Origin of the sequence: Pseudomonas sp. BS3782 TE3695 (assembly GCF_050435305.1) — a bacterium.
Classification (GTDB): Bacteria; Pseudomonadota; Gammaproteobacteria; order Pseudomonadales; family Pseudomonadaceae; genus Aquipseudomonas.
Window position 1 is genome coordinate 1,309,421 of the sequence record NZ_JBNDKB010000001.1, and the last position, 23,383, is coordinate 1,332,803.

Annotated in this window: 22 protein-coding genes and 1 pseudogene; 13 read left to right on the forward strand and 10 right to left on the reverse strand. The window is 58.8% G+C overall.

Annotated features, from left to right (window positions below; translation table 11 throughout):
• Positions 1-10: 10 nt before the first annotated feature.
• On the reverse strand, positions 11-958 hold the full coding sequence (locus ABH909_RS05880; protein WP_429431196.1) for a choline ABC transporter substrate-binding protein: 948 nt from the start codon (positions 956-958) through the stop codon (positions 11-13).
• Between the two features lie 437 nt (positions 959-1,395).
• On the opposite strand from ABH909_RS05880, the gene ABH909_RS05885 reads away from it, so the two are divergent.
• Positions 1,396-2,772, forward strand: coding sequence for an L-serine ammonia-lyase (locus ABH909_RS05885; RefSeq protein WP_429431198.1), 1,377 nt, complete (start codon positions 1,396-1,398; stop codon positions 2,770-2,772).
• Positions 2,773-3,304: 532 nt separating this feature from the next.
• Positions 3,305-4,408, forward strand: coding sequence for a GlxA family transcriptional regulator (locus ABH909_RS05890; RefSeq protein WP_008072536.1), 1,104 nt, complete (start codon positions 3,305-3,307; stop codon positions 4,406-4,408).
• 105 nt (positions 4,409-4,513) lie between these two features.
• Here ABH909_RS05890 and ABH909_RS05895 read toward each other — a convergent pair whose 3' ends face one another.
• The 6 genes from ABH909_RS05895 to ABH909_RS05920 all read right to left on the reverse strand — a co-directional run bounded on the left by ABH909_RS05895 (position 4,514) and on the right by ABH909_RS05920 (position 10,026).
• On the reverse strand, positions 4,514-4,777 hold the full coding sequence (locus ABH909_RS05895) for a hypothetical protein (RefSeq protein ID WP_095633693.1): 264 nt from the start codon (positions 4,775-4,777) through the stop codon (positions 4,514-4,516).
• Positions 4,778-5,163: 386 nt separating this feature from the next.
• The gene (locus tag ABH909_RS05900) at positions 5,164-6,327 is read right to left on the reverse strand and encodes a gamma-butyrobetaine dioxygenase (protein WP_429431200.1); all 1,164 of its coding nucleotides are present in this window, start codon (positions 6,325-6,327) and stop codon (positions 5,164-5,166) included.
• Between the two features lie 13 nt (positions 6,328-6,340).
• Positions 6,341-6,811 (reverse strand): thioesterase family protein, encoded by a 471-nt coding sequence (locus ABH909_RS05905; protein WP_429431202.1) that lies wholly within the window; start codon positions 6,809-6,811, stop codon positions 6,341-6,343.
• Between the two features lie 180 nt (positions 6,812-6,991).
• Positions 6,992-7,957 (reverse strand): L-carnitine dehydrogenase, encoded by a 966-nt coding sequence (locus ABH909_RS05910; protein WP_429431204.1) that lies wholly within the window; start codon positions 7,955-7,957, stop codon positions 6,992-6,994.
• A 137-nt stretch (positions 7,958-8,094) separates the two neighbouring features.
• Positions 8,095-8,982, reverse strand: a complete 888-nt coding sequence (locus ABH909_RS05915) for a 3-keto-5-aminohexanoate cleavage protein (protein ID WP_429431206.1) — start codon at positions 8,980-8,982, stop codon at positions 8,095-8,097.
• 99 nt (positions 8,983-9,081) lie between these two features.
• Positions 9,082-10,026, reverse strand: a complete 945-nt coding sequence (locus tag ABH909_RS05920) for a choline ABC transporter substrate-binding protein (protein WP_429431208.1) — start codon at positions 10,024-10,026, stop codon at positions 9,082-9,084.
• Positions 10,027-10,252: 226 nt separating this feature from the next.
• Between ABH909_RS05920 and ABH909_RS05925 the strand changes: the two genes are divergently transcribed.
• The gene (locus tag ABH909_RS05925; RefSeq protein WP_429431210.1) at positions 10,253-11,212 is read left to right on the forward strand and encodes a GlxA family transcriptional regulator; all 960 of its coding nucleotides are present in this window, start codon (positions 10,253-10,255) and stop codon (positions 11,210-11,212) included.
• Between the two features lie 147 nt (positions 11,213-11,359).
• Here the strand turns inward: ABH909_RS05925 and ABH909_RS05930 are convergent, their stop codons facing one another.
• From ABH909_RS05930 to ABH909_RS05940, 3 genes and pseudogenes are all read right to left on the reverse strand, one after another.
• Positions 11,360-11,776 carry a DUF3010 family protein gene (locus ABH909_RS05930; RefSeq protein WP_429431212.1) on the reverse strand — a complete coding sequence of 139 codons (417 nt, stop codon included), beginning with the start codon at positions 11,774-11,776 and terminating at the stop codon, positions 11,360-11,362.
• Positions 11,773-12,033 (reverse strand): annotated as a pseudogene (locus ABH909_RS05935) (helix-turn-helix domain-containing protein); the annotation flags it as partial. The pseudogene ABH909_RS05935 and the gene ABH909_RS05930, both read right to left, overlap by 4 nt.
• A 7-nt stretch (positions 12,034-12,040) precedes the next feature.
• The gene (locus tag ABH909_RS05940; protein WP_429431214.1) at positions 12,041-12,442 is read right to left on the reverse strand and encodes a lysozyme inhibitor LprI family protein; all 402 of its coding nucleotides are present in this window, start codon (positions 12,440-12,442) and stop codon (positions 12,041-12,043) included.
• A gap of 245 nt (positions 12,443-12,687) precedes the next feature.
• On the opposite strand from ABH909_RS05940, the gene ABH909_RS05945 reads away from it, so the two are divergent.
• The 10 genes from ABH909_RS05945 (at position 12,688) to ABH909_RS05990 (ending at position 23,159) form a co-directional block, all read left to right on the forward strand.
• Positions 12,688-13,665, forward strand: coding sequence for a dipeptidase (locus ABH909_RS05945; RefSeq protein WP_007907542.1), 978 nt, complete (start codon positions 12,688-12,690; stop codon positions 13,663-13,665).
• A 78-nt stretch (positions 13,666-13,743) separates the two neighbouring features.
• Positions 13,744-14,274: a DUF5943 domain-containing protein gene (locus ABH909_RS05950; protein WP_007907543.1), complete on the forward strand. Its 531-nt coding sequence runs from the start codon at positions 13,744-13,746 to the stop codon at positions 14,272-14,274.
• A gap of 15 nt (positions 14,275-14,289) precedes the next feature.
• Positions 14,290-16,350, forward strand: a complete 2,061-nt coding sequence (dgcA, locus tag ABH909_RS05955; RefSeq protein ID WP_095052597.1) for a dimethylglycine demethylation protein DgcA — start codon at positions 14,290-14,292, stop codon at positions 16,348-16,350.
• A 145-nt stretch (positions 16,351-16,495) separates the two neighbouring features.
• A complete protein-coding gene (gene dgcB / locus ABH909_RS05960; protein ID WP_429431216.1) occupies positions 16,496-18,445 on the forward strand; it encodes a dimethylglycine demethylation protein DgcB in 1,950 nt (649 codons plus the stop codon).
• Entirely contained in the window at positions 18,445-19,665 is a 1,221-nt protein-coding gene (locus ABH909_RS05965) for an electron transfer flavoprotein subunit alpha/FixB family protein (protein WP_429431218.1), read from the forward strand. Before dgcB ends, ABH909_RS05965 begins: the two co-directional genes overlap by 1 nt.
• Before the next feature lie 15 nt (positions 19,666-19,680).
• On the forward strand, positions 19,681-20,451 hold the full coding sequence (locus ABH909_RS05970) for an electron transfer flavoprotein subunit beta (RefSeq protein ID WP_030128552.1): 771 nt from the start codon (positions 19,681-19,683) through the stop codon (positions 20,449-20,451).
• A 189-nt stretch (positions 20,452-20,640) separates the two neighbouring features.
• On the forward strand, positions 20,641-21,207 hold the full coding sequence (locus ABH909_RS05975; protein WP_429431220.1) for an N-acetyltransferase family protein: 567 nt from the start codon (positions 20,641-20,643) through the stop codon (positions 21,205-21,207).
• 390 nt (positions 21,208-21,597) lie between these two features.
• A complete protein-coding gene (locus tag ABH909_RS05980) occupies positions 21,598-21,783 on the forward strand; it encodes a Com family DNA-binding transcriptional regulator (RefSeq protein WP_429431222.1) in 186 nt (61 codons plus the stop codon).
• Positions 21,784-21,793: 10 nt separating this feature from the next.
• A complete protein-coding gene (locus ABH909_RS05985; RefSeq protein WP_429431224.1) occupies positions 21,794-22,624 on the forward strand; it encodes a lipid II-degrading bacteriocin in 831 nt (276 codons plus the stop codon).
• Positions 22,625-22,706: 82 nt separating this feature from the next.
• Positions 22,707-23,159: a hypothetical protein gene (locus ABH909_RS05990; protein ID WP_429431226.1), complete on the forward strand. Its 453-nt coding sequence runs from the start codon at positions 22,707-22,709 to the stop codon at positions 23,157-23,159.
• The last annotated feature ends 224 nt before the right edge of the window (positions 23,160-23,383 follow it).

Consider the following 23,383-nt stretch of genomic DNA (forward strand, 5'->3'; position numbering starts at 1 on the left):
GGCGTAAGCATTACTGCGCAAGCTTGGCTTTCACGGCCTCCAGGCCAGGTTTACCGTCAATGGTGGTCACGCCAGCAAGCCAGGTATCGAGCACCTGTGGATTCTTTTTCAGCCAGGCCTTGGCGGCCGCGTCAGGCTTCATTTTGTCGTCCAGGACGTTGCCCATCAGCGTGCTTTCCATGTCGAGGGTGAACACCAGGTTTTTCAGCAACTGACCCACGTTGCTGCATTCCTGGGTGTAACCCTTGCGGGTGTTGGTGTAGATGGTCGCCTGGCCGAAATTCGGGCCGAAATATTCGTCGCCGCCGGTCAGGTACTTCATCTTGAATCGAGTGTTCATCGGGTGCGGTTCCCAGCCCAGGAACACCACGGCGGTGTTGCGGCGCTGAGCGCGATCGACTTGCGAGAGCATGCCTGCCTCGCTGGACTCGACCACCTTGAAGCCGGCGTCCTTGAGGCCGAAGGCGTTCTTGTCGATCATGCTCTGGATCAGGCGGTTGCCGTCGTTACCCGGTTCGATGCCATAGATCTTGCCGTCGAGTTCTTTCTTGAACTTGGCGATGTCGGCGAAATCTTTCAGACCTTTGTTATACAACTCTTCGGGGACGGCGAGTGTGTATTTTGCGTTTTCCAGATTAGCGCGCACCGTCTCCACGGTACCGGCATCGCGGTAGGCCTTGATGTCGTTTTCCATGGTCGGCATCCAGTTACCGAGGAACACGTCCATGTTCTTGCCGTCGGCCAGCGACTTGTAGGTCACCGGCACGGAAATCATCGTGGTCTTGGTCTTGTAGCCCAAGGCATCGAGAACGACGCTGGTGGTGGCGGTAGTGACGGTAATGTCCGTCCAGCCGACATCGGAGAAGTTTACCGTGCTGCATTGGGCCGGTTCTGCGGCTTGAGCCAGAAACGGCAGACTCAGCATGGCGGCCAACAACAACGATGGGGAACCTTTCATAAGGGGCGACTCCTTGGTGTTTTTTTTGGCAGTGTTCCGACTGGACCACCGCACTTATCTGTTGCGGTTGGATGGCGTTTTGGAGACATCTCTACCACGGCGCCTAGCAATCGAGTCGATACGATCATGTACCAGTGAAAATCTGACGCCTACAGGGTGCGTCGTAACCAGTACAGGGATGGTCGCATCCAGTGTCGGTAACGTCGTTTACAGCTTTTTTCAGCCCGTTTTGCCCCGCTGATCCGCAAAAAAACGGCGAAAACACTGCGTAAGCGGCCTGCGGCGCTAGCGAGCATGAGTGCGTCGGTGTGAGACGTTGAACGACATGACAAAAGCCTGATGATGCGGCCATCTCGGCGGATTGCAGCTTGAGCGTAGCAGCTCCGTCACTGGGCGCTTTTGCGCCTGGAGCAGGCACATCCAGGAGTTCAGCAGTAATGGCTATCAGCGTTTTCGACTTGTTCAAAATCGGCATCGGCCCTTCCAGTTCGCACACCGTGGGGCCTATGCGCGCCGCGGCGCTGTTCGTGCAAGTTTTGCGTGAACAGGGACTTCTGGAGCAGGTGTGTCGCGTCGAAGTTCAGCTTTATGGGTCGCTTTCGGCCACCGGCATCGGTCACGGCAGCGACAACGCAGTGATCATGGGGCTGATGGGCGAATGGCCGGATGCGATCGATCCGTCGCAAATCGGCATCCGCATCGAGACCCTGCGTGAAACCAGCACGCTATTGCTCGACGGTCGCTTGTCGGTCCCGTTCATCTGGGCCCGGGACATGCGCCTGATCGACGAGAACCTGCCGTTCCATCCCAACGCCATGACCCTGGTTGCCGAAGGCGATCACGGTGAACTGCATCGCGACACCTACTATTCCATCGGTGGCGGTTTTGTCGTCGATCAGGCACAGGCTTCCAGTGGTGTGGTGGATCTGGATCGCACCGTGCTGCCTTACGACTTCTCCAGTGCCGTGGAGCTGCTCAGTCTCTGCAAGCAGCACAACCTGCGTGTTGCAGAGCTGATGATGGCCAACGAGAAAGTCTGGCGCAGCGAAGAGGAAATTCGTGCCGGCCTGATGAAACTCTGGCGCGCGATGCAAGATTGCGTGGAGCAAGGCCTCAAGCACGAAGGCATCTTGCCCGGTGGCCTGAATGTGCGTCGTCGCGCAGCCAAATTGCACCGCAGCCTGCAAGAACTGAACAAGCCCAACGTGATCGGCTCGACCCTGAGCGCCATGGAGTGGGTGAACTTGTTCGCCCTGGCGGTCAACGAAGAAAACGCTGCTGGCGGGCGCATGGTTACGGCGCCGACCAACGGCGCGGCGGGGATCATTCCGGCGGTGTTGCACTACTTCATGAAGTTCAGCGAGGCAGTGACCGACGCCAACGTGGTCGATTACTTCCTCAGTGCCGCAGCGGTGGGGATTCTGTGCAAGAAGAACGCCTCGATCTCCGGCGCCGAGGTCGGTTGCCAGGGTGAAGTCGGTTCGGCCTGCGCCATGGCGGCGGCCGGGTTGGCGGAGATTCTCGGGGCTACGCCGGAGCAATTGTGCAACGCGGCGGAAATCGGTCTGGAGCATAACTTGGGCCTGACCTGCGACCCAGTGGGTGGCCTTGTGCAAGTGCCGTGCATCGAGCGCAATGCGATTGCCGCGGTGAAAGCGATCAACGCGGCGCAGATGGCGCTGCGCGGCGACGGTCAGCACTTTATCTCGCTGGATCGGGTGATCCGCACCATGCGTGATACCGGGGCCGACATGCACGACAAATATAAAGAGACATCGCGCGGTGGGTTGGCGGTTAGCGCGGTTGAGTGTTGAATCAGTAATACCGAGTCGCCTGCTTCGCGAGCAAGCCCGCTCCCACATTGGATTTGTGCACGACGCTGATTAAATGTGGGAGCGGGCTTGCTCGCGAAGGGGCCAGACCAGTCAAAACTGCGCGCTAATTGAGCACCCGATTCAAAACGCGCCACCTTTTAGCGCGTCGCAAACAGGTAAGCCTTTCTCCCCCGGTCAGGGATCCAATTCAAGCCTGACCGTCCGTCACCTGTGCTTGCGGTGACACTCTCCCCAGGAGCCTCGCAGCCCTGTTCCCACAAGTGCTACCGATTTGCTCACAGGCAACGGGGTAGCGGGTTTGCGGCCTCTAATGGCACTTATGACCTCTTATCTCTGCGCGCCATATCTAGACGCATCGCGACGTCGTTTTCAGGAGTTATTGAACACGCATTCAATTTTAGGCATGGCAATTGCTCTGTCATTACAAAGCCCGTCTCCCACGCGAGAACGATGGCAATAAAAAGAGCCTCCGCCTGAGGCCATCACCCGCTTTGTGTGAGGAGATACCGCGATGACGACGTTCAACTCCGGGGCCCAGCCCCAGAACCGTGCGCCTCAATCCATCGGCTTTTTGCTGCTGGACAATTTCACGCTTATTTCTCTGGCCTCCGCAGTAGAACCTCTGCGCATGGCCAACCAATTGTCCGGCCGCGAGCTGTATCGCTGGACCACACTCACCGTCGATGGCGGTCAGGTCTGGGCCAGTGACGGACTGCAAATCACCCCCGACGCCTCCATGCACAAAGCGCCTCCCCTGGACACTGTCATTGTCTGCGGCGGCATCGGTATTCAGCGTACTGTTACCCGTGAACACGTGTCGTGGCTGCAAAGCCAGGCGCGTCAGCACCGTCGTCTCGGCGCGGTCTGCACCGGCAGCTGGGCCCTGGCTTGCGCCGGCCTGCTGGACGGTTTCGATTGCAGCGTGCACTGGGAATGCCTGGCGTCGATGCAGGAAGCTTTCCCGCGGGTGGCCATGAGTACCCGCCTGTTCACCCTCGATCGCAACCGTTTCACCAGCTCCGGCGGCACCGCGCCGCTGGACATGATGCTGCACCTGATCAGCCGCGATCACGGTCGTGAACTGTCGGCGGCGATTTCGGAAATGTTTGTCTACGAGCGCATCCGCAACGAGCAGGATCACCAGCGCGTGCCGCTCAAGCACATGCTTGGCACCAACCAGCCGAAGTTGCAGGAAATCGTGGCGCTGATGGAAGCCAACCTCGAAGAACCGATCGACCTCGACGAACTGGCGGTATACGTCGCCGTGTCGCGTCGTCAGCTGGAGCGGCTGTTCCAGAAATACCTGCACTGTTCACCGTCGCGTTACTACCTGAAACTGCGCCTGATCCGCGCTCGGCAATTGCTCAAGCAAACGCCGATGTCGATCATCGAAGTGGCGTCGGTATGTGGTTTCGTGTCTACGCCGCACTTCTCCAAGTGCTACCGCGAATACTTCGGCATTCCGCCGCGCGACGAGCGCGTGGGTTCCAACACCACGCAACAAGTGGCGATGATGCCGCTGCCGCAAGCACTGGTACTGTCGCCATTGTCCGGGCCGCTGTCGGCGTTGAGCCAGGCGCGCAATGAATCGACGTTTGCTAGCGTAAGGCTCTAAACCGAGGCGCTCCATTCGCGAGCAAGCCCGCTCCCACATTCGACCGAGCTCTCTCAGGGGAACGCGGTCGAATGTGAGAGCGGGCTTGCTCGCGAAGGCGGTTTATCAGGCGCTACGGCTTTGCTGATACGCCGCCAACGCCGGCAGCAATTGCTTGTCGATCGCCTGGCGCACGGCCGGCAGGATGGTCGCGCTGCTGGTGTACATCTGCTTCACCATCGTGCGCAGCGTCATCGCCCGCTCATCGTTCAAGCCTCGTACCGCACACTCGCAAGCCTGCTCGGCTGTAGAGCCATTCGGCACTTGAAAGCCCAGCGATTTTAGCTGGCCCAACAGGTCTTCCTGGTCAATCAAATCGGCGTGCATCATGACGCAATCCTTCTTCTGGGAACGGTGTCGTGGCTCGATTCTGGTAGGGGCTGGGGATGGCGGCAAGGACGATTTGTCGCAATGGCCGCATTGGCTATGAACATGTCGTTTTCGGCTAACTTGCCATGCAAGGGAATGGGCACACTGGATTCAGCTGGCTTCACGAAGGTTTGGTCACCCTCGCGCAACAGCTCCTCAACAGTACCCTCCTCAGCTCCGATCCTGTCACGGCTTGATCGGGGTTTTTTTTGCCTGTGAATCAGTAAAGTGTGGTGTCTGTGCGGACGCCTTCGCGAGCAAGCCCGCTCCCACATTTGTCCGCATTCTCCTGAGAGGACGCGGACAAATGTGGGAGCGGGCTTGCTCGCGAAGAACGATGACGCGGTCTAGCGTTGCAACACCAAAATCCGCGACAACAACTCATCCCGGTCGACATAACAACCCTGGAAATGCCGGGCGCCTGTTGCCGGGTCAAACGCATTGCGGGCATGAAGGGTGCGGCGGTTGTCGAAGCACCACAGCTCGCCGGGGTTGAGCCGCGTCATTACCCGGAAGCGCACCTCGCGGGTCATCGCAATGAAGCGTCGATACGCGCGATACAGCTTGGGCATTTGCTCGACGCAAGCATCGAACGGCCCGCGCAAAAAGTTCGCCATGCGGATCTCCGACACCTGCCCGAAAGGATCCACCGCAATGATCGGCGCCAGGCAGCGGTAGTCACTGTGGCGGTCCTTGTTGCGGAACTCCACGGGGATTTCACACAAGGCTTGAAACGCCTCGGGATCTTCCTGGCGCAAGGCTTGGGCGATGGCAAAACCGTCGACGAAAATGCTCTCGCCACCGTCGGCGTCATTGACCAGGCAATGCAGAAATTGCAGCCCTGGTTGCAACTCTCGCGTAGGCAGGTCGCTGTGCAGCGGCAGGTTGAAGGCGGTGTAGGCATTGCTGTCGGCATCGGCCCTGGATTGCACGTTGAACAGCACGCCGAAATTGCTCTCACGGATGAAGGAAATCCGTTGGGCGATCAGCTTCAGCGAGCCCGGCTCAGTCGGTACGCCGCGAACCTGGGTCAGGCCGATGTCGCGCACGGCCAGCAGCCATTGCAGCAAGGCATCGTTGTCATTCATCAACGCCTGATAGTCGAACACCGGCAACTTCAGCTGGCTGTCCCACAGCTTGCTTTTCGGTTTGGCGGCCCGGCGTTCGGCGCGGGACTCATCGTCATACGCGTGAGCTCGCAGCCAGCCCGGGTCGAAGCGGCTGAGGTGGCCATCCTGCCAATCGACACACAGGCAACCTTCGGCATCGATTCGAGCGCTGTCGGGGATCAGATTTTCCGCGACATCGACGATTTCCAGCACCTGCTCGCGGGTCACCGAGTAGACGCACTGCGGGCACGGGCAGTTGTCCCGTAGCCATTGATGATGAAAAGGGCTGACCCGACCGTCCGCCCACTGCACTTGAATGCGGTCCGCCAGGATGTGCACGGCGGTCAACGCGCTGATCAACGGGTAGGTGCGGAAATCGGCAACAGCGGCGGCGGTGTTCATGACGAGCTCCTTGTTATTTTGGTAAAGCGATCACTCGGCCGATGAAGGCGGGGGCGGGCAGGTCGGCTTGCTCGGCGACAATGGCTTGCAGCTGGCTCAAGGTTTCTTCGCTGAACGGTGCAGATCGCGGCCCGGCGAGGTCGACGTGCAGCAGCATTTGTTCATTGCCCGCCAGCTCCTTGTCACCGCCCACCAGATGCAGGCTGTGGTAGAGGTGCAGGCGCTTGCGGTCATGGCCGATGATCTGGGTGTGCACTTCGACGTCGGCATCGAGCTTCACTTCGTGCAGGTAGTTGAGGTGCAGCTCGAGGGTGAACAGCGAGTTGCCGCTGGCTTCGCGGTTGTTGCTGTCCATGCCCAGCCGATCCATCAGCGCGTCGGTGGCATAGCTGAAAATCAGCAGATAGAAGGCATCGCGCAGGTGGCCGTTGTAGTCGACCCAATCGGGGATGATTTTGGTTTGGTAGGTGGTGAGGGTGGGCATGGTGTAGGTTCCAACATGAGTGGTGACTGGACTGCCGTCTTCGCGAGCAAGCCCGCTCCCACAGTTGATTTGAGGTGTGAATACAATCTATGTCACCCAGCAGATCCCCTGTGGGAGCGGCGGTGCGACGATTCGACTTGCTCGCGAAGGGGCCAGACCTGCTGGCCCATAAGCCTGGGGTTACTCGCTGAACGCCATCCCATGCTTCTCTTTGGTGGTCTTCACCGCCTCCAGCACTGCCAGCAAGCAATCATCACGATAGCGCTCCAGCGCCGAAATGCTGTGCTTGCCCAACTGCTCGCGAGTGCCATCCACCACGTCATCGATCAATTGGTCGGTCAGCTCCGGTGCCGGCAGATAGGTCCAGGGCAACTGCAACGCCGGCCCGAATTGCGCCATGAAGTGCCGCATGCCTGCGTCGCCACCCGCCAGGGTGTAAGTCAGGAAGGTGCCCATGAATGACCAACGCAGGCCCGCGCCAAAACGAATCGCATCGTCGATTTCACCGGTGGTTGCCACGCCATCGTTGACCAGATGCAACGCCTCGCGCCACAACGCTTCGAGCAAGCGGTCGGCGATAAATCCCGGTACTTCCTTGCGTACATGCAGCGGGCGCATGCCTAAGGATTCATAGACTTTCATTGCCGCTTGAACCGCTTGCGGCGCGGTATTTTTGCCTCCGACCACTTCCACCAACGGCAGCAGGTAAACCGGGTTGAACGGATGCCCGACCACGCAGCGTTCCGGGTGGGTGGAACTCTCGTAGAACTCGCTCGGCAACAGCCCCGACGTACTGGAGCCGATCAAGGCATTGGGCTTGGCCGCCGCGCTGATTTTGCTATGCAGTTCCAGTTTCAGCTCCAGTCGTTCTGGAGCGCTTTCCTGGATGAAATCCGCGTCGCGAACGCATTCTTCGATGGTGGCGACAAAGCGCAGACGATCCTGTGACGCGCCGGGTGCCAGGCCTTGTTTCTCCAGTGCGCCCCAGGCATTGGCGACGCGTTTGCGCAGCGCTGCTTCGGCACCGGGCGCCGGATCCCAAGCCACCACGTCGAGACCGTGGGCGAGGGCGCGGGATACCCAGCCGCTGCCGATGACACCGCTGCCCAGAGCGGCGAAGGTTTTGATATCAGTGATAAAGCTCATGGCGACGTCCTAAAGAGTTCGGTGATCCTTGTGGGAGCGGGCTTGCTCGCGAAAGCGGAGTGTCAGTCGACAGAGATGTCGGATGTGACGGCCTCTTCGCGAGCAAGCCCGCTCCCACAGGTAAGGTGTAAGTTCGGTCAACCGCGCTGGGTCAGGCCCATTTTTGCCCGGCCTTCAGCCGGGGTCAGAACGCGGGCACCGAGGCGGCTGAGGATTTCGCCGGCGCGTTCGACCAGTTGGCCGTTGGTCGCCAAAACACCCTTGTCCAGCCACAGATTGTCTTCCAGACCGACCCGCACGTTGCCGCCCAGCAACACCGCTTGCGCCGCCATCGGCATTTGCATGCGACCGATGCCAAACCCGGCCCAGACCGCATCGGCCGGCAGGTTGTCGACCATGGCTTTCATGGTGGTGGTGTCGGCCGGCGCGCCCCACGGAATGCCCAGGCACAGCTGGAACAGCGGGTTATCCAGCAGGCCTTCCTTGATCATTTGCTTGGCAAACCACAAGTGACCGGTGTCGAAGATTTCCAGCTCGGCCTTCACACCCAGTTCTTGAATGCGTTTGGCGCCAGCACGTAGTTGCGCCGGGGTGGACACGTAAATGGTGTCGCCATCGCCGAAGTTCAGGGTCCCGCAATCCAGGGTGCAGATTTCCGGCAACAGTTCTTCGACGTGGGCCAGACGGGTCAGCGGGCCGACCAGGTCGGTGTTCGGGCCGAACTCCATCGGGTGCTCGCCCGCGCCGATTTCCAGGTCTCCGCCCATGCCGGCGGTGAGGTTGACGATGATGTCGACGTCGGCCTCGCGGATACGCTCCATCACTTCGCGGTACAGCGCCACGTCACGGCTGAACTTGCCGGTTTGCGGGTCGCGAACGTGGCAGTGGACCACGGTGGCGCCAGCCTTGGCGGCTTCCACGGCGGCCGCGGCGATCTGTTTCGGGGTGACCGGCACGTGTGGGCTTCTGGCGGTCGTGTCGCCAGCACCGGTGAGTGCGCAGGTGATGATGACGTCGTGGTTCATGGGGCGGGTTCCTTACAGGCGTGATTATGGGTGTGGCTCTGGGCGTGGCGATTCCGTTCGCAGCCCGGCCGGACTGCGAATCGGTAGTTCATTTCGGGTTTATTTACTGGTCAGTTTCAGGTTTTCAGCAGCGGGTTTGCCATCGAAGGTGGTCACGCCTTCGAGCCAGCGTTGCTTGTCTTGCGGGTGATCCTTGAGCCATTGCTTGGCCGATTCGAAAGCGTCTTTGTGATCGAGCAACGGCTGCATCATCCGGCTCTCGTCTTCGGCGGTGTAGGTCAGGTTGCTCAGCAAACGGCCAATGTTCGGGCATTGCTCGGCGTATTTCGGCGCGGTGACGGTCCAGACCGTGGCCATGCCTTCGTTCGGGCCGAGGGCGTCTTCGCTGCCAGTGAGGTAAGTCATTTGCACGTTGACGTTCATCGGGTGCGGCGCCCAGCCGAAGAACACCACGGCCTCTTTGCGTCGCACGGCGCGATCCACCGCCGCGAGCATGCCGGCCTCACTGGACTCGACCAGCTGGAACTTGCCGAGGCCAAACTGGTTCTTGGCGATCATCGCCTTGATCTGAGTGTTGGCGCCCGAGCCAGGCTCGATGCCGTAAATCTTGCCGCCCAGTTCCTTTTCAAATTTGGCGATGTCAGCGAAGGTTTTCAGGCCTTTGTCGGCGAGGTAAGTCGGCACGGCGAGGGTGGCGCGGGCATCCTTGAGGCTTGGTGCTTCCAGCACTTCGACCTGCTTGGCATCGACGAACGGGGTGATGGTCTGGGTCATCAGCGGGTTCCAGTAACCGAGGAACACGTCCAGGCGCTGGTCGCGAATGCCGGCGAAGATGATTTGCTGGGAGGCGCTGGTCTGTTTGGTGTTGTAGCCGAGGCCGTCGAGCAAGACCTGGGTCATGGCGCTGGTGGCAATCACGTCGGTCCAGTTCACCACGCCCATGCGTACGTTCTGGCACGATGCGGGTTCGGCCGCCATGACGCTGGCGCTCAAGAAAGCGGTACCGCTGAGTGCAAGAACACAGCTGCTGATCAGTCGTTTCATGTCGGGTTCCTCGGCAGGTCGTTATTGTGGGTCCGGTCATCTTGTGTGCGCCGGTGATGCCAAGTTACGCAGCTCAAGGCCCGTGAAAACGCACTGCGGCGACCAGCTCTTGCACTGCGGCGACCTGAGCCCTTGAATGCTGGTTACAAGTGGCGTATCAACGTCCACACGCTAACCGCCCTCTCGTTACCTGGCCTCTTTATTACCTGCTAAGCGAGTGCGCTCCATGTCCCAGGATTTCTACTTCTTGTTGATGCCGGGTTTTTCGGCGATCGGTTTTATCTCGGCCATCGAGCCGCTGCGGGTCGCCAATCGCTTTCGCGGCGAGCTGTACCGCTGGCATGTGTTGAGCGCGGATGGCGGGGCGGTGCTGGCCAGTAACGGCATGTCGGTCAACGCTGATGCGGCGCTGGAACCCCTGAAGAAAGGCGCGACCTTGCTGGTGGTCGCCGGTTTCGAACCGCTGAAATTCACCAGCCCGGCACTGGAGCATTGGTTGCGCCGCTTGGACAACGAAGGCGTGACCCTCGGCGCCATCGACACCGGCAGCTTCATCCTCGCTGAAGCCGGCCTGCTCGATGGCCATCGCCTGACCCTGCACTGGGAAGCCATCGACGCCTTCAAGGAGTCTTATCCACAGCTGAGCGTCACCCAGGAACTGTTCGAGATCGACCGCCGACGCATCACCTCTGCCGGCGGCACGGCCTCCATCGACCTGATGCTTGACCTCATCGGCCAGGCCCACGGCCCGGAACTGGCGATTCAGGTCAGCGAACAATTCGTGCTCGGGCGCATCCGCCCGCGCAAAGACCACCAGCGAATGGAAGTCGCCACGCGTTATGGCATCAGTAACAAGAAACTGGTGCAGGTGATCGGGGAGATGGAGCAGCACAGCGAACCGCCATTGAGTACGCTGGCGCTGGCGGAATCGATCAAAGTGACCCGGCGCCAGCTGGAACGCCTGTTTCGCCTGCACCTGAACGACACGCCGAGCAATTTCTACCTGCGGTTAAGGCTGGAGAAGGCGCGGCAGTTGCTGCGCCAGACCGATATGAGCGTGCTGGAAGTGAGCATCGCTTGCGGATTTGAATCGCCATCGTATTTCACCCGAAGCTATCGGGCGAAGTTTGAGCGGTGCCCGCGTGAAGACCGACGACGGTTGGGGGATGGGCGGGAAGTGGTTTAAGCGCAGATTTCTAAAGGGCCGCAAAAAACCTGTGGGAGCGGGCTTGCTCGCGAAAGCGCTTGATCATTTAACATTGATGTCGACTGACACACCGTCTTCGCGAGCAAGCCCGCTCCCACATTTGATCATTGTCGTTTGGGAGACAGGTTACTTCTTCATCAAGGCCGAGCACGCCGCCTTGTACGCCTCATGCTGATACTTGTTCAGCGTCTCCGGCAGTGCAAAATCGAACTTCTTGTTCTGCGCATTGATGGTTTGCGGCGACAGCAGCGTCACTTCGCAATTTTCCAGCAGCTGGAAAATCCCCTCGATTTTGAACGTGGTCGGCCCACCGGCGAATTCGCCTTTCTTGCTGCGCTTCTTGATCACGATCCGGTCGATGGAATTCTCGCGAACAAACGACGCCACCTGAGCGGCAAAGACTTTGACATTGGCGGCTTCGTCGTCCTCGTCGAGGGCAATTTTCCTGGTAGCGAGGGCGACGTGACTGAGCGCCTGACCGTCGAGGGAGGCCACGGCGATGATCGCTTCGCTGCCTTTGATTTCGATGCCGCAGATTTTCATTTCAATCCCTTTTCCTGATGCTGGCGTTCTTTTAGTTGGTTGGCGGTGATGCCAAAAGCTGCGGCAATTTTTTCACGGGTTGCCTTGCGGGGCTTGGCGACCGTCTCTTGCTGGGCGAAAGCCGATTGCGAAATGCCCATGCGCTTGGCAACTTCATCCTGCATAAGGTTCAGGTGTTCGCGCCAGGCGCGAATAGGAAGTGCTCCATCGACGATGCGGCTCACTACTTCGTGGGGGATCAAGTAATTCTCCATTCTTATGTGTTTACTCCTGCCCAATCGACTCCAAAAACTCCGACCGCTCATCACTCATGCGCGCTATGCAATCATTCTGCGCAATGGTGAACGCTTTGCTACCGCTGGTCGCCGGAAATGCGTCCACTGCGCAATCGGCATCCCGGGTTTTCAGCCATTGCTGTTGCGCGGTTTTGATTTTGGCGGTGATGTCGGTCAGTTGCGTCTTGTTGTTGCCGTAAAGCGTTTGCATGCGCTCGGTCAGGCTTTGGTAGTTTTCGCTCAGCAGCTGTTCGGCGGTGGTTCTGCTGTAGGCCGAGCATTCCAGGGTCTGGATTTCATTTTCGACGGCGTCGCAGGGGTTGTCATCGGCTTCTTCAGATGCTTGTACGCCCGTCGCTATCAGTGCCAAAGCCAGGAAGATCGATTTCATTGCGTCGCCGCCCCTTAATCCAGTCATGCATTCAGTAAAACATCCAGTGCGGCGAATTCTGGCCCAAGCGGGCGGCGTTGGATAGGTAGGCAATGACGCCTGTTGATGACCCTTTGTCGCGGATTGACGCTTTCGGCAAACCCTCTGTCGTTTTTGCACCCGGCTACCCCTGCACCGAGGCATATGCTGGCCCCAAAGCGCCGGCACACGATTCGGCGCATGAATCGCTAATAGGGGACAGCCTGATGAGCCCAGCCGAATTGCACGCCGACAGCATCGTTATCGACGGGCTGATTATTGCCAAGTGGAACCGCGAGCTGTTTGAAGACATGCGCAAGGGCGGTCTGACCGCGGCCAACTGCACCGTGTCGGTGTGGGAGGGCTTCCAGGCCACTGTCAACAACATCGCTGCCAGCCAGAAGCTGATCCGCGAGAACAGCGACCTGGTGATTCCAGTTCGTACCACCGCCGATATCCGCAAGGCCAAGGAGCAGGGCAAGACCGGCATCCTCTTTGGCTTCCAGAATGCTCACGCTTTTGAAGACCAGATTGGCTACGTCGAGGTCTTCAAGCAGCTGGGCGTCGGTATCGTGCAGATGTGCTACAACACCCAAAACCTCGTCGGTACCGGTTGCTACGAGCGCGACGGCGGCCTGTCGGGTTTCGGTCGTGAAATCGTCGCTGAAATGAACCGCGTCGGCGTCATGTGCGACCTGTCCCACGTCGGCTCGAAGACTTCCGAAGAAGTCATTCTCGAATCCAAGAAGCCGGTTTGCTACTCCCACTGCCTGCCGTCGGGTCTGAAAGTGCACCCGCGCAACAAGTCCGACGAAGAGCTGAAGTTCATTGCCGATCATGGCGGTTTCGTCGGCGTGACCATGTTCGCGCCGTTCCTGGCCAAGGGCATCGATTCGACCATCGACGATTACGCCGAAGCGATCGAATACACCATGAACATCGTCGGCGAAGACGCCATCGGCATCGGCACCGATTTCACCCAGGGCCATGGCCAGGACTTCTTCGAATACCTGACCCATGACAAGGGCTACGCTCGCCGTCTGACCAGCTTCGGCAAGATCATCAACCCGCTGGGCATCCGCACCGTGGGCGAGTTCCCGAACCTGACCGAGACCCTGCTCAAGCGCGGCCATTCCGAGCGGGTGGTGCGCAAGATCATGGGCGAGAACTGGGTGAATGTCCTCAAAGACGTTTGGGGCGAATAAGCCACCGCACCTCTGAATCCTTTCCCCCGTCCGTCCGTGCCGGGGGCAACACAACGAATTTTCTGGAGTTAAGTTTCCATGGCCAAGATCGCCCCGCAATTGCCAATCGAAGTCGACAGCGAGACCGGTGTCTGGACCTCTGACGCCCTGCCGATGCTGTATGTGCCGCGTCACTTTTTCGTCAATAACCACATGGGCATCGAGGAAGTGCTGGGCGCCGACGCCTACGCCGAAATCCTCTACAAGGCCGGCTACAAGTCTGCCTGGCACTGGTGTGAAAAAGAAGCCGAATGCCACGGTCTGGAAGGCGTCGCAGTATTCGAGCACTACATGAAGCGTCTGTCGCAACGTGGCTGGGGCCTGTTCAAGATCCAGGACATCGACCTCGACAAAGGCACCGCCAGCGTCAAGCTCGAACACTCCGCATTCGTCTATGTGTACGGCAAGGTCGGGCGCAAGGTCGACTACATGTTCACTGGCTGGTTCGCCGGCGCCATGGACCAGATTCTTCAGGCCCGTGGCAGCTCGATCCGCACCGTTGCAGAACAGGTTTACGGTGGCTCCGAAGAAGGCCACGACGACGGTTTGTTCACCGTCAAGCCGTTGTAAGTCGAGGAACCCGCCATGGCTTTCGAAGCAATGTTTCAACCGATTCAAATCGGCAAATTGACCATCCGCAACCGCGTGCTCAGCACTGCGCACGCTGAGGTCTACGCCACCGACGGCGGCATGACCACCGACCGGTACGTCAAGTATTACGAAGAGAAAGCCAAGGGCGGGATCGGCCTGGCGATTTGCGGCGGTTCCTCCAGCGTGGCCATCGACAGCCCGCAAGGCTGGTGGAAGTCGGTCAACCTGGCCGACGACCGGATCATTCCGCACTTCCAGAACCTGGCCGACGCCATGCACAAGCATGGCGCCAAGATCATGATCCAGATTACCCACATGGGTCGCCGTTCCCGTTGGGACGGCGAGCATTGGCCAACGCTGCTGTCGCCGTCGGGCATCCGTGAACCGGTGCACCGTGCGACCTGCAAGACCATCGAGCCGGAAGAAATCTGGCGGGTGATCGGCAACTACGCAAGCGCCGCGGCACGGGCCAAGGCCGGTGGCCTGGACGGCGTCGAATTGTCTGCCGTGCACCAGCACATGATCGACCAGTTCTGGAGCCCGCGGGTCAACAAGCGTACCGATGAATGGGGCGGCAGCTTCGAAAACCGCATGCGTTTCGGCCTGGAAGTAATCAAGGCTGTGCGCAAGGAAGTCGGTCCGGATTTCTGCGTCGGCATCCGTCTGTGCGGTGACGAGTTCCACCCGGACGGCTTGTCCCACGAAGACATGAAGCAGATCGCCAAGTACTACGACGACACCGGCATGATCGACTTCATCGGCGTCGTGGGGTCGGGTTGCGACACCCACAACACCCTGGCCAACGTTATTCCGAACATGAGTTATCCACCGGAGCCATTCCTGCACTTGGCCGCCGGTATCAAGGAAGTGGTGAAGGCCCCGGTGCTGCATGCGCAGAACATCAAGGACCCGAACCAGGCGACCCGGATTCTGGAAGGCGGTTACGTCGACATGGTCGGCATGACCCGCGCCCACATCGCCGACCCGCATTTGATCGCCAAGATCAAGATGGGCCAGGTCGACCAGATCAAACAATGCGTCGGCGCCAACTACTGCATCGACCGTCAGTACCAGGGCCTGGACGTCTTGTGCATCCAGAACGCCGCGACTTCCCGTGAATACATGGGCGTGCCGCACATCATCGAGAAATCGACCGGTGTGAAGCGCAAAGTCGTGGTGGTCGGTGCCGGCCCTGCCGGGATGGAAGCGGCGCGTGTGTCGGCCGAACGTGGCCACGACGTGACCCTGTTCGAGAAGAAAGAATTCATCGGCGGGCAGATCACGACCGCGTCGAAAGCTCCACAACGGGACCAGATCGCCGGTATCACTCGTTGGTTCCAGCTGGAACTGGCGCGCTTGAAAGTCGACCTGCGCCTGGGCGTGGCGGCGGATGCGGCGACCATTCTCGACCTGCGTCCGGACGTGGTGGTGCTCGCCGTTGGCGGCCATCCGTTCCTGGAGCAGAACGAACATTGGGGCGCGGCTGAAGGCCTGGTGGTCAGCAGCTGGGATATCCTCGACGGCAAGGTTGCACCGGGCAAGAACGTGCTGGTCTACGACACCATTTGCGAGTTCACCGGAATGTCGGCGGCTGACTTCCTCGCCGACAAGGGCAGCCAGGTCGAGATCGTCACCGATGACATCAAACCGGGCGTGGCCATTGGCGGTACGTCGTTCCCGACTTACTACCGCAGCATGTACCCGAAAGAAGTGATCATGACCGGCGACATGATGCTGGAAAAGGTCTATCGCGAAGGCGACAAGCTGGTGGCGGTGCTGGAAAACGAATACACCGGCGCCAAAGAGGAGCGGGTGGTTGACCAGGTGGTCGTCGAGAACGGCGTGCGCCCGGACGAAGAAATCTACTACGCGCTGAAGGAAGGCTCGCGCAACAAAGGCCAGATGGACATCGAAGCCCTGTTCGCGATCAAGCCACAACCTTCGTTGAGCCAGGCGGGCGACGGTTATCTGCTGTTCCGCATTGGCGACTGCGTGGCGCAGCGCAATACCCACGCGGCGATCTACGACGCGTTGCGGTTGTGCAAGGATTTCTAAGCCACTGACGCATCCCCTGTGTAGGAGCTGCCGAAGGCTGCGATCTTTTGACTTTGTTTCTTAAGGTCCAGATCAAAAGATCGCAGCCTTCGGCAGCTCCTACATCGACCGTGTTTCTCCAAGATGTACTGGTGGGAGCTTCACCATGTTGAACACCCTTCTTCCAATCCTGTTGTTCGCTGCCTTGGGCCTGGCTGTCCTGGGCGCGTTGCGGCGGGTGGCTATGTGGCGCCGAGGCCGGGCTTCGAAAGTCGACCTGATCGGTGGCCTGTTCGCCATGCCCAAACGCTACATGGTCGACTTGCACCATGTCGTCGCGCGGGACAAATACATTGCCAACACCCACGTCGCCACGGCTGGCGGTGCGGTGGCGTCCATTGTGCTGGCGATTCTGGTGCATGGTTTTGGCCTGCATAACCGCATCCTCGGTTATGCGCTGCTGCTGATGTCGGCGGTGATGTTTGTCGGCGCGATCTTTATGTTCCTGCGCCGTCGCAACCCACCGGCCCGCTTGTCCAAAGGCCCATGGATGCGCCTGCCGAAAAGCCTGATGGCGTTCTCGGCGTCGTTTTTCCTGTTGACACTGCCGGTCGCCGGCATCCTTCCGGAAAACTTCGGTGGCTGGGTAGTGGCTGCGATCCTCGGCGTCGGCGTGCTCTGGGGCGTTAGCGAACTGTTCTTCGGCATGACCTGGGGCGGGCCGATGAAGCACGCCTTCGCCGGTGCCTTGCACCTGGCCTGGCACCGTCGCGCCGAACGTTTTGGTGGTGGTCGTTCCACCGGTTTGAAACCGCTGGACCTGAATGACCCGAACGCGCCACTGGGCGTGGAAAAACCCAAGGATTTCACCTGGAACCAGCTGCTGGGCTTCGACGCCTGCGTGCAGTGCGGTAAATGCGAAGCCGCGTGCCCGGCGTTTGCCGCCGGCCAGCCGCTGAACCCGAAAAAACTGATTCAGGACATGGTCGTTGGTTTGGCTGGCGGTACTGACGCCAAGTTCGCTGGTAGCCCTTATCCAGGCAAAGCAATTGGCGAACACGGTGGTAATCCGCATCAACCGATCGTCAACGGTCTGGTGGACGCTGAAACCCTGTGGTCCTGCACCACTTGCCGTGCCTGCGTCGAGGAATGCCCGATGATGATCGAGCACGTCGACGCCATCGTCGACATGCGTCGCCATCTGACCCTGGAAAAAGGCGCGACCCCGAACAAGGGCGCCGAAGTCCTGGAAAACCTGATCGCCACCGACAACCCGGGCGGCTTCGCGCCGGGCGGGCGGATGAACTGGGCGGCGGATTTGAACCTGAACCTGCTCAGCGAGAAGAAATCCACCGACGTGCTGTTCTGGGTCGGCGACGGTGCCTTCGACATGCGCAACCAGCGCACCTTGCGTGCCTTCGTCAAAGTGCTGAAAGCGGCCAAGGTCGACTTCGCGGTGCTGGGGCTTGAAGAGCGCGACAGCGGTGACGTGGCACGACGCCTGGGCGACGAAGCGACCTTCCAGCTGTTGGCCAAACGCAACATCCAGACCCTAGCCAAGTACAGCTTCAACCGCATCGTCACCTGCGACCCGCACAGTTTCCACGTGCTGAAAAACGAGTACGGCGCCTTCGATGGCAATTACCTCGTGCAACACCACAGCACCTACATGGCGGAGATCATTGGCGAAGGCGCCCTGAACCTCGGCCAGCACAAAGGCAGCAGCGTGACCTATCACGACCCGTGCTACCTCGGTCGCTACAACGGCGAATACGAGGCGCCGCGTGAAGTGCTGCGCGCCCTGGGCATCGAGATCAAGGAAATGCAACGCTCCGGTTTCCGTTCACGCTGCTGCGGCGGCGGTGGCGGTGCACCGATCACCGACATTCCGGGCAAGCAGCGGATTCCCGACATGCGCATGGAAGACATCCGCGAAACCGGCGCCGAACTGGTGGCCGTGGGTTGCCCACAGTGCACTGCGATGCTCGAAGGCGTGGTCGAACCGCGTCCACTAATCAAGGACATTGCCGAACTGGTAGCCGATGCGTTGCTCGAAGACGCAACGCCGGGAAAGCCTTCAGCACCGGCCAAACGTGAACCTGCGGAGGTGCATTGATGAGCGACATTATCCGCCGCGACCCACGCGCCGAATGGATCGCCCGCAACCGCTTGCACCCGCTGCACGCGGCCATGCAACCGGCGCAACACAGTTGGATGGGGCCTAACGGTGTCATCCGCAAGAACCCTCACGGGATCGGTTTTATCGGCCCCAACGGCATCAAGCGGATTGACCGCAGCGGCGCTCAGCAGGGCGGGGCAACCAAACGCTCGGCCGCGGTTGAAGTGCAATTGCCGCTGCATCAAGTGGCTGCACCTGCGTTCTATATCAGTGTGGTGCCGGACATGGTCGGCGGTCGCCTGAGCAGCCACGACCGCGATTTGCTTGGCCTGGCCCATCAGTTGGCCGGCAAGGACGGCGCGGTACTGGCCGTGGTGTTCGGTGAGCACAAGGAAAATGCCTTCGCCACAGCGGGCGTGGACCGCTTGCTGGTGCTTGAGGGCGACGAATTCAGCGGTTATGCACCGGAACAACGCGTCCAGGGTCTGCGGGCTGTGGATAACCAGTTCGGCCCCCGTCACTGGTTGCTGCCGGACAGCCGCAGCGGTGGTGGCGAACTGGGTCGACGCTTTGCCGCCGCATTGGGCGAACGCCCGGCCACGCGGGTCTGGCAGGTCAAAGATCAGGAGTGCATCGGCCGCGCCGGTGCTGGTTTGCAGGATCTTGCACGTCCGGTCGCTCGCTTGATTCTGGCCGCTGCCGAATGCGCCGAACCGGTCAGCGAAACCCGTCACGAAGCCTTGCCGGTGGAGTTATCCACAGCGGTCGCCCGCAGCCTGTCACGGATCGAAGATCTGGGTGCGGTGGCGGTGGATCCGGCAGCGATTCCGATGGCCGAAGCCGAGTTCATCTTCTCCGGCGGCAACGGGGTCAAGGACTGGGGACTTTTCCACAGGACGGCCGAGGCGTTGGGCGCGACCGAAGGTGCATCGCGGGTGGCGGTGGACGACGGCTTCATGTCCCGCGACCGTCAGGTCGGTGCGTCCGGTACGTGGGTCACGGCACGGGTTTACGTGGCGGTGGGTATTTCCGGGGCGATCCAGCACCTGCAAGGCATCGGTGCCTGCGACAAGGTGGTGGCGATCAACCTCGATCCTGGCTGCGACATGATCAAACGGGCCGACCTGTCGGTGATCGGTGAGAGCGCCGAGATTCTTCAAGCCTTGATCGATGCGGTAGCGGCTTACCGCAATGACGCCAAGCGCGATGCGGCTTAAGGGAAGGAAAGGGTTATGAGCACGAAAATCATCAGCCTGGTGTCCATCGGCGCCCACCCGACCTCCGGCCGGCCACGCCGCGCCGAGCAGGATGCACGAGCAGTTGAACTGGGCCTGCAACTGGCTGGGGATAACCTGCAAGTGCTGCATGCCGGTGACGTCGCGGAGCCTGCGCTGCGCGCTTATCTGGGCATGGGCCTGGAACAGTTGCATGTGCTGGAGCAACCGGAAGGTGCTGACGCGCTGCCAGCATTGACCGCGTATTTGCGTGATGCCGGGGCGCAAGTGGTGCTGACCGGCAGCCAGGCGGAAACCGGCGAAGGCTCGGGCATGTTGCCGTTCCTGCTGGCGGAAAGCCTCGGTTGGCCGCTGGTGGTGGGGTTGGCGCAGGTCGAATCCATCGACGGCGGTTCGGCGCTGGTACTGCAGGCTTTACCTCGTGGGCAGCGGCGGCGCTTGAAAGTGCGCCTGCCGTTTCTGGCGACTGTGGATAACGCAGCGCCCAAGCCTCGGCAGAGTGCCTACGGCCCGGCGCGGCGCGGGGTGTTGCAAGCGGATGAAGTCGAAGTAATCGACGATGAACTGCTGGCGGTGGCCACGCTGCAACCGGCCAAGCCACGGCCCAAACGTTTGAAAGTAATCAAGGCCAAGAGCGGTGCTGATCGCATGAAGGCCGCGACGGCCAAGGCCAGTGGTGGCGGTGGGCAAGTACTCAAGGGTGTGACCGCGCAAGCGGGCGCTGAAGCCATTCTCAAGTTGCTGATTGAAGAAGGCGTGGTTCGCTAAACCTGGACAAACACAAAACCTGTGGGAGCGGGCTTGCTCGCGAAGGGGTCATCAGCTTCAACATCATTGTTGACTGACACACCGCTTTCGCGAGCAAGCCCGCTCCCACAGAGTGCTCATGCCGGGACAGATGAAATACCGGAAACGCATAACCTGAAAATCATCTCACCGAAGTTTATTGGGGAAATAATGGCTGTTGAATTTCGTCCGGCACTGCGCACGGATGCGCGAGAAATTGCTCGCTTGTTTCAGATTTCATCGGAAGGTGCAGCGGATTACATCTGGAGCCAACTGGCGCAACCCGGCCAGGACCTGCTGGAGGTCGGTGCCAGTCGTTACGCTCGTGAAGATGTCGATTTTTCCTATCAGAACTGCCTGATCGCGCAGGCCGAGGGAGAGGTCATCGGCATGCTGCACAGCTACGTGATGCGCCACGATCCTCAAGCCGCTCCCGTGACCGACCCGGTCCTGGCGCCGTATGCCACGATGGAAATCCCCGACACCCTTTATATTTCCAGCCTGGCCCTGCATGAGGGCTGGCGCAATCAGGGCTTGGGCAAACAATTCCTCGCCTACGCCTACGACCGTGCCAACCGGTTGGGGCTCAACGGCTTGAGCTTGATCGACTACGCGGCGAACACCGGCGCCCGGCGGTTTTATGAACGCCATGGCTTCCGGATCGTCGATACCTGCCAGATCACGCCCCACCCGATGATTCGGGTTACGGGGGAGGCGTATTTGATGTATCGACCGTAAGATTTATTATTTCGGTGGATACTCAGGTGGCGCCACAGCACATGTAACTAGCTAATAAGCCAATAATTGCGTAGCAGCTACTGTGAGTAGAATGAGCAATGCTTGTCAGATGAGTTGATTATTCCTGTAAGTCTTTTCTTGTGGGTCTCATTTTGAAGTGTTTGCTGGGCGAAGAAAACGCAGGGCTCTTTCATCTGTTCTTTGAAGTTATTATTTAATATCAATGCCTTGCTGGTGTTTGGCGGTCTCTTGCTAATGTTTAAATGGCGTAGGAGTGTGTCCTACACTGCGCAGTAGGGAGCTTTGGCGACATAAACGGTGGCCTTGATGAACGGTTTTTTCTGAAGTATATTTTTTGCGTGAGACATCAATAAGCAAAAGGATTTGCAGATGTTGAAAGATTTTAGATGTGGTTGTTGCAAGCGTCTTGTCGCTAGAGTCGCTGAGTTTACCGAGCTCCAGATCAAGTGTTCCCGGTGCGGTACATTGAATCATTTGAAGGCCCAGAGCCTCGAGCGATCGCCTACGAGCGAATTATATGCAGCGCCTGTTGCGCTAAATAATAAACTCTCGTAGGAAATAATATATGAGTAATGGAATCGTACTTCCACCTTTGACAGTTTCAGCGACCGCGCCTGGTTATAGGCCTCCCGCAGCAGGCGGTGCTTGGCCAGCCCCTAGCCCAGCAATGGTTTTTATTGCGCAGCAACAAGAGCGGAATGTTTTCTACAGTCAGGGTATGTGGCGCGAGATGATCATAAAGATCACTAATGAGCAACAGGCTTCTATTAGAAACGGGGTGGCGGTAGGTATTGTCACCTCTATTGTGCGTGACATGCAGGCGATAGCGTTTGCGGATAACTATATTTGCTTGAACCCAAATATGTCACCGGCACAAGCACTGAATTATACTGCACGTAATTTTAAGGCCGGCTCCGTACCCGAATCTACCGGCCTTTCTGGCGGTGCGCTCACACCAGTCGCCGCCTTTGGCCATTTCCTTTACGGGAAAGGTGCCGCTACAGAGACGAACATTAATAGTTTGGGTCTAAATATTTCAGGTACGGCTATTCCGATGCTGGAGTCGGCGTTCGCTAGAGCACCAGTGGGTCGAACGACAATAGTTTTGGATAAGGTGCCGTACGACACAGCCTCAAACTCTTGGATGACTGGGGTTTGGCTTGGTAGCATAACTTTAAAAATTGAAGGAGTAATAACGAAACACGAAAATGGAAAATTGTCTTTCGCTGGTGGAGCGAGAGCTTACAATGATTTATACGACGCGAATGCGGGTACATGGCGCACCGCAAACGGTGAGAATGCTAATGGTATACTCGCTGCTGTTCAAACTTATTTAAATGCAGAACCCTATCAAATTGCTATAAAAGGCACTAGCGTCATTGCTATCGATCGCTAGTATTAATGGGGAGCTTCCGGAGATTTGTGCGGAGGTGTTGTCGTTTAAGAAAATAGTGTAACTTGTATTCGCGGAGTTGGTCGTGCATGTGCTGGCGACCAACACCTTATTCTCGGTAAGGTCAATTTCTATGCGCTCGTATCAACGTTTACTAATCTCAATTGTACTGTTTTTCGGGGCTTGGTTTTGCTTGTTATCCGCAGCAATACATGTCCCGCCGAATCCGGGGGACCTTTCTGATACAACGGGTTTATCTGCCGTTATTATTTACACGGTAGCTCTAGAGGCTATAGGCTTTGTAGCGATCGTTGGCGTAGGTGTAGGTCTGCTTGCTTCGATGATTTTGAAATCAGGTTCTTATGGTATGAAATTGGCTGTTTTTTTTGCATCAAACATTCTTCTGTTACTGTCTTCGCTATTAGGTATATTTGTTGTCGTTTCATACGTGCTCGATACACCATCTGGAATTGTCGGTATTGTCCTTTATATAGGCGTAATAGGTATGATCATTACTGCTGTCCCGAAACGAACGTAAAATAAAAATAGATGTCGGAATTTTTGGTCTGTTTGGGGTTTGGCAAATTGGGGAGACGCAGTTACCCACAATCCCTGTTAGCGCTTCTGTGGATAACATGTTCACCCCTCGCTATACCCCATGCCAATCAAGCCCTGCAGCCCTCCGTACAAAAAACGACCAGCCTAACCCATGGTTTTTTCGAGCTTTTTCCACAGAGTAACGTTGCTCACACGCCAATACTT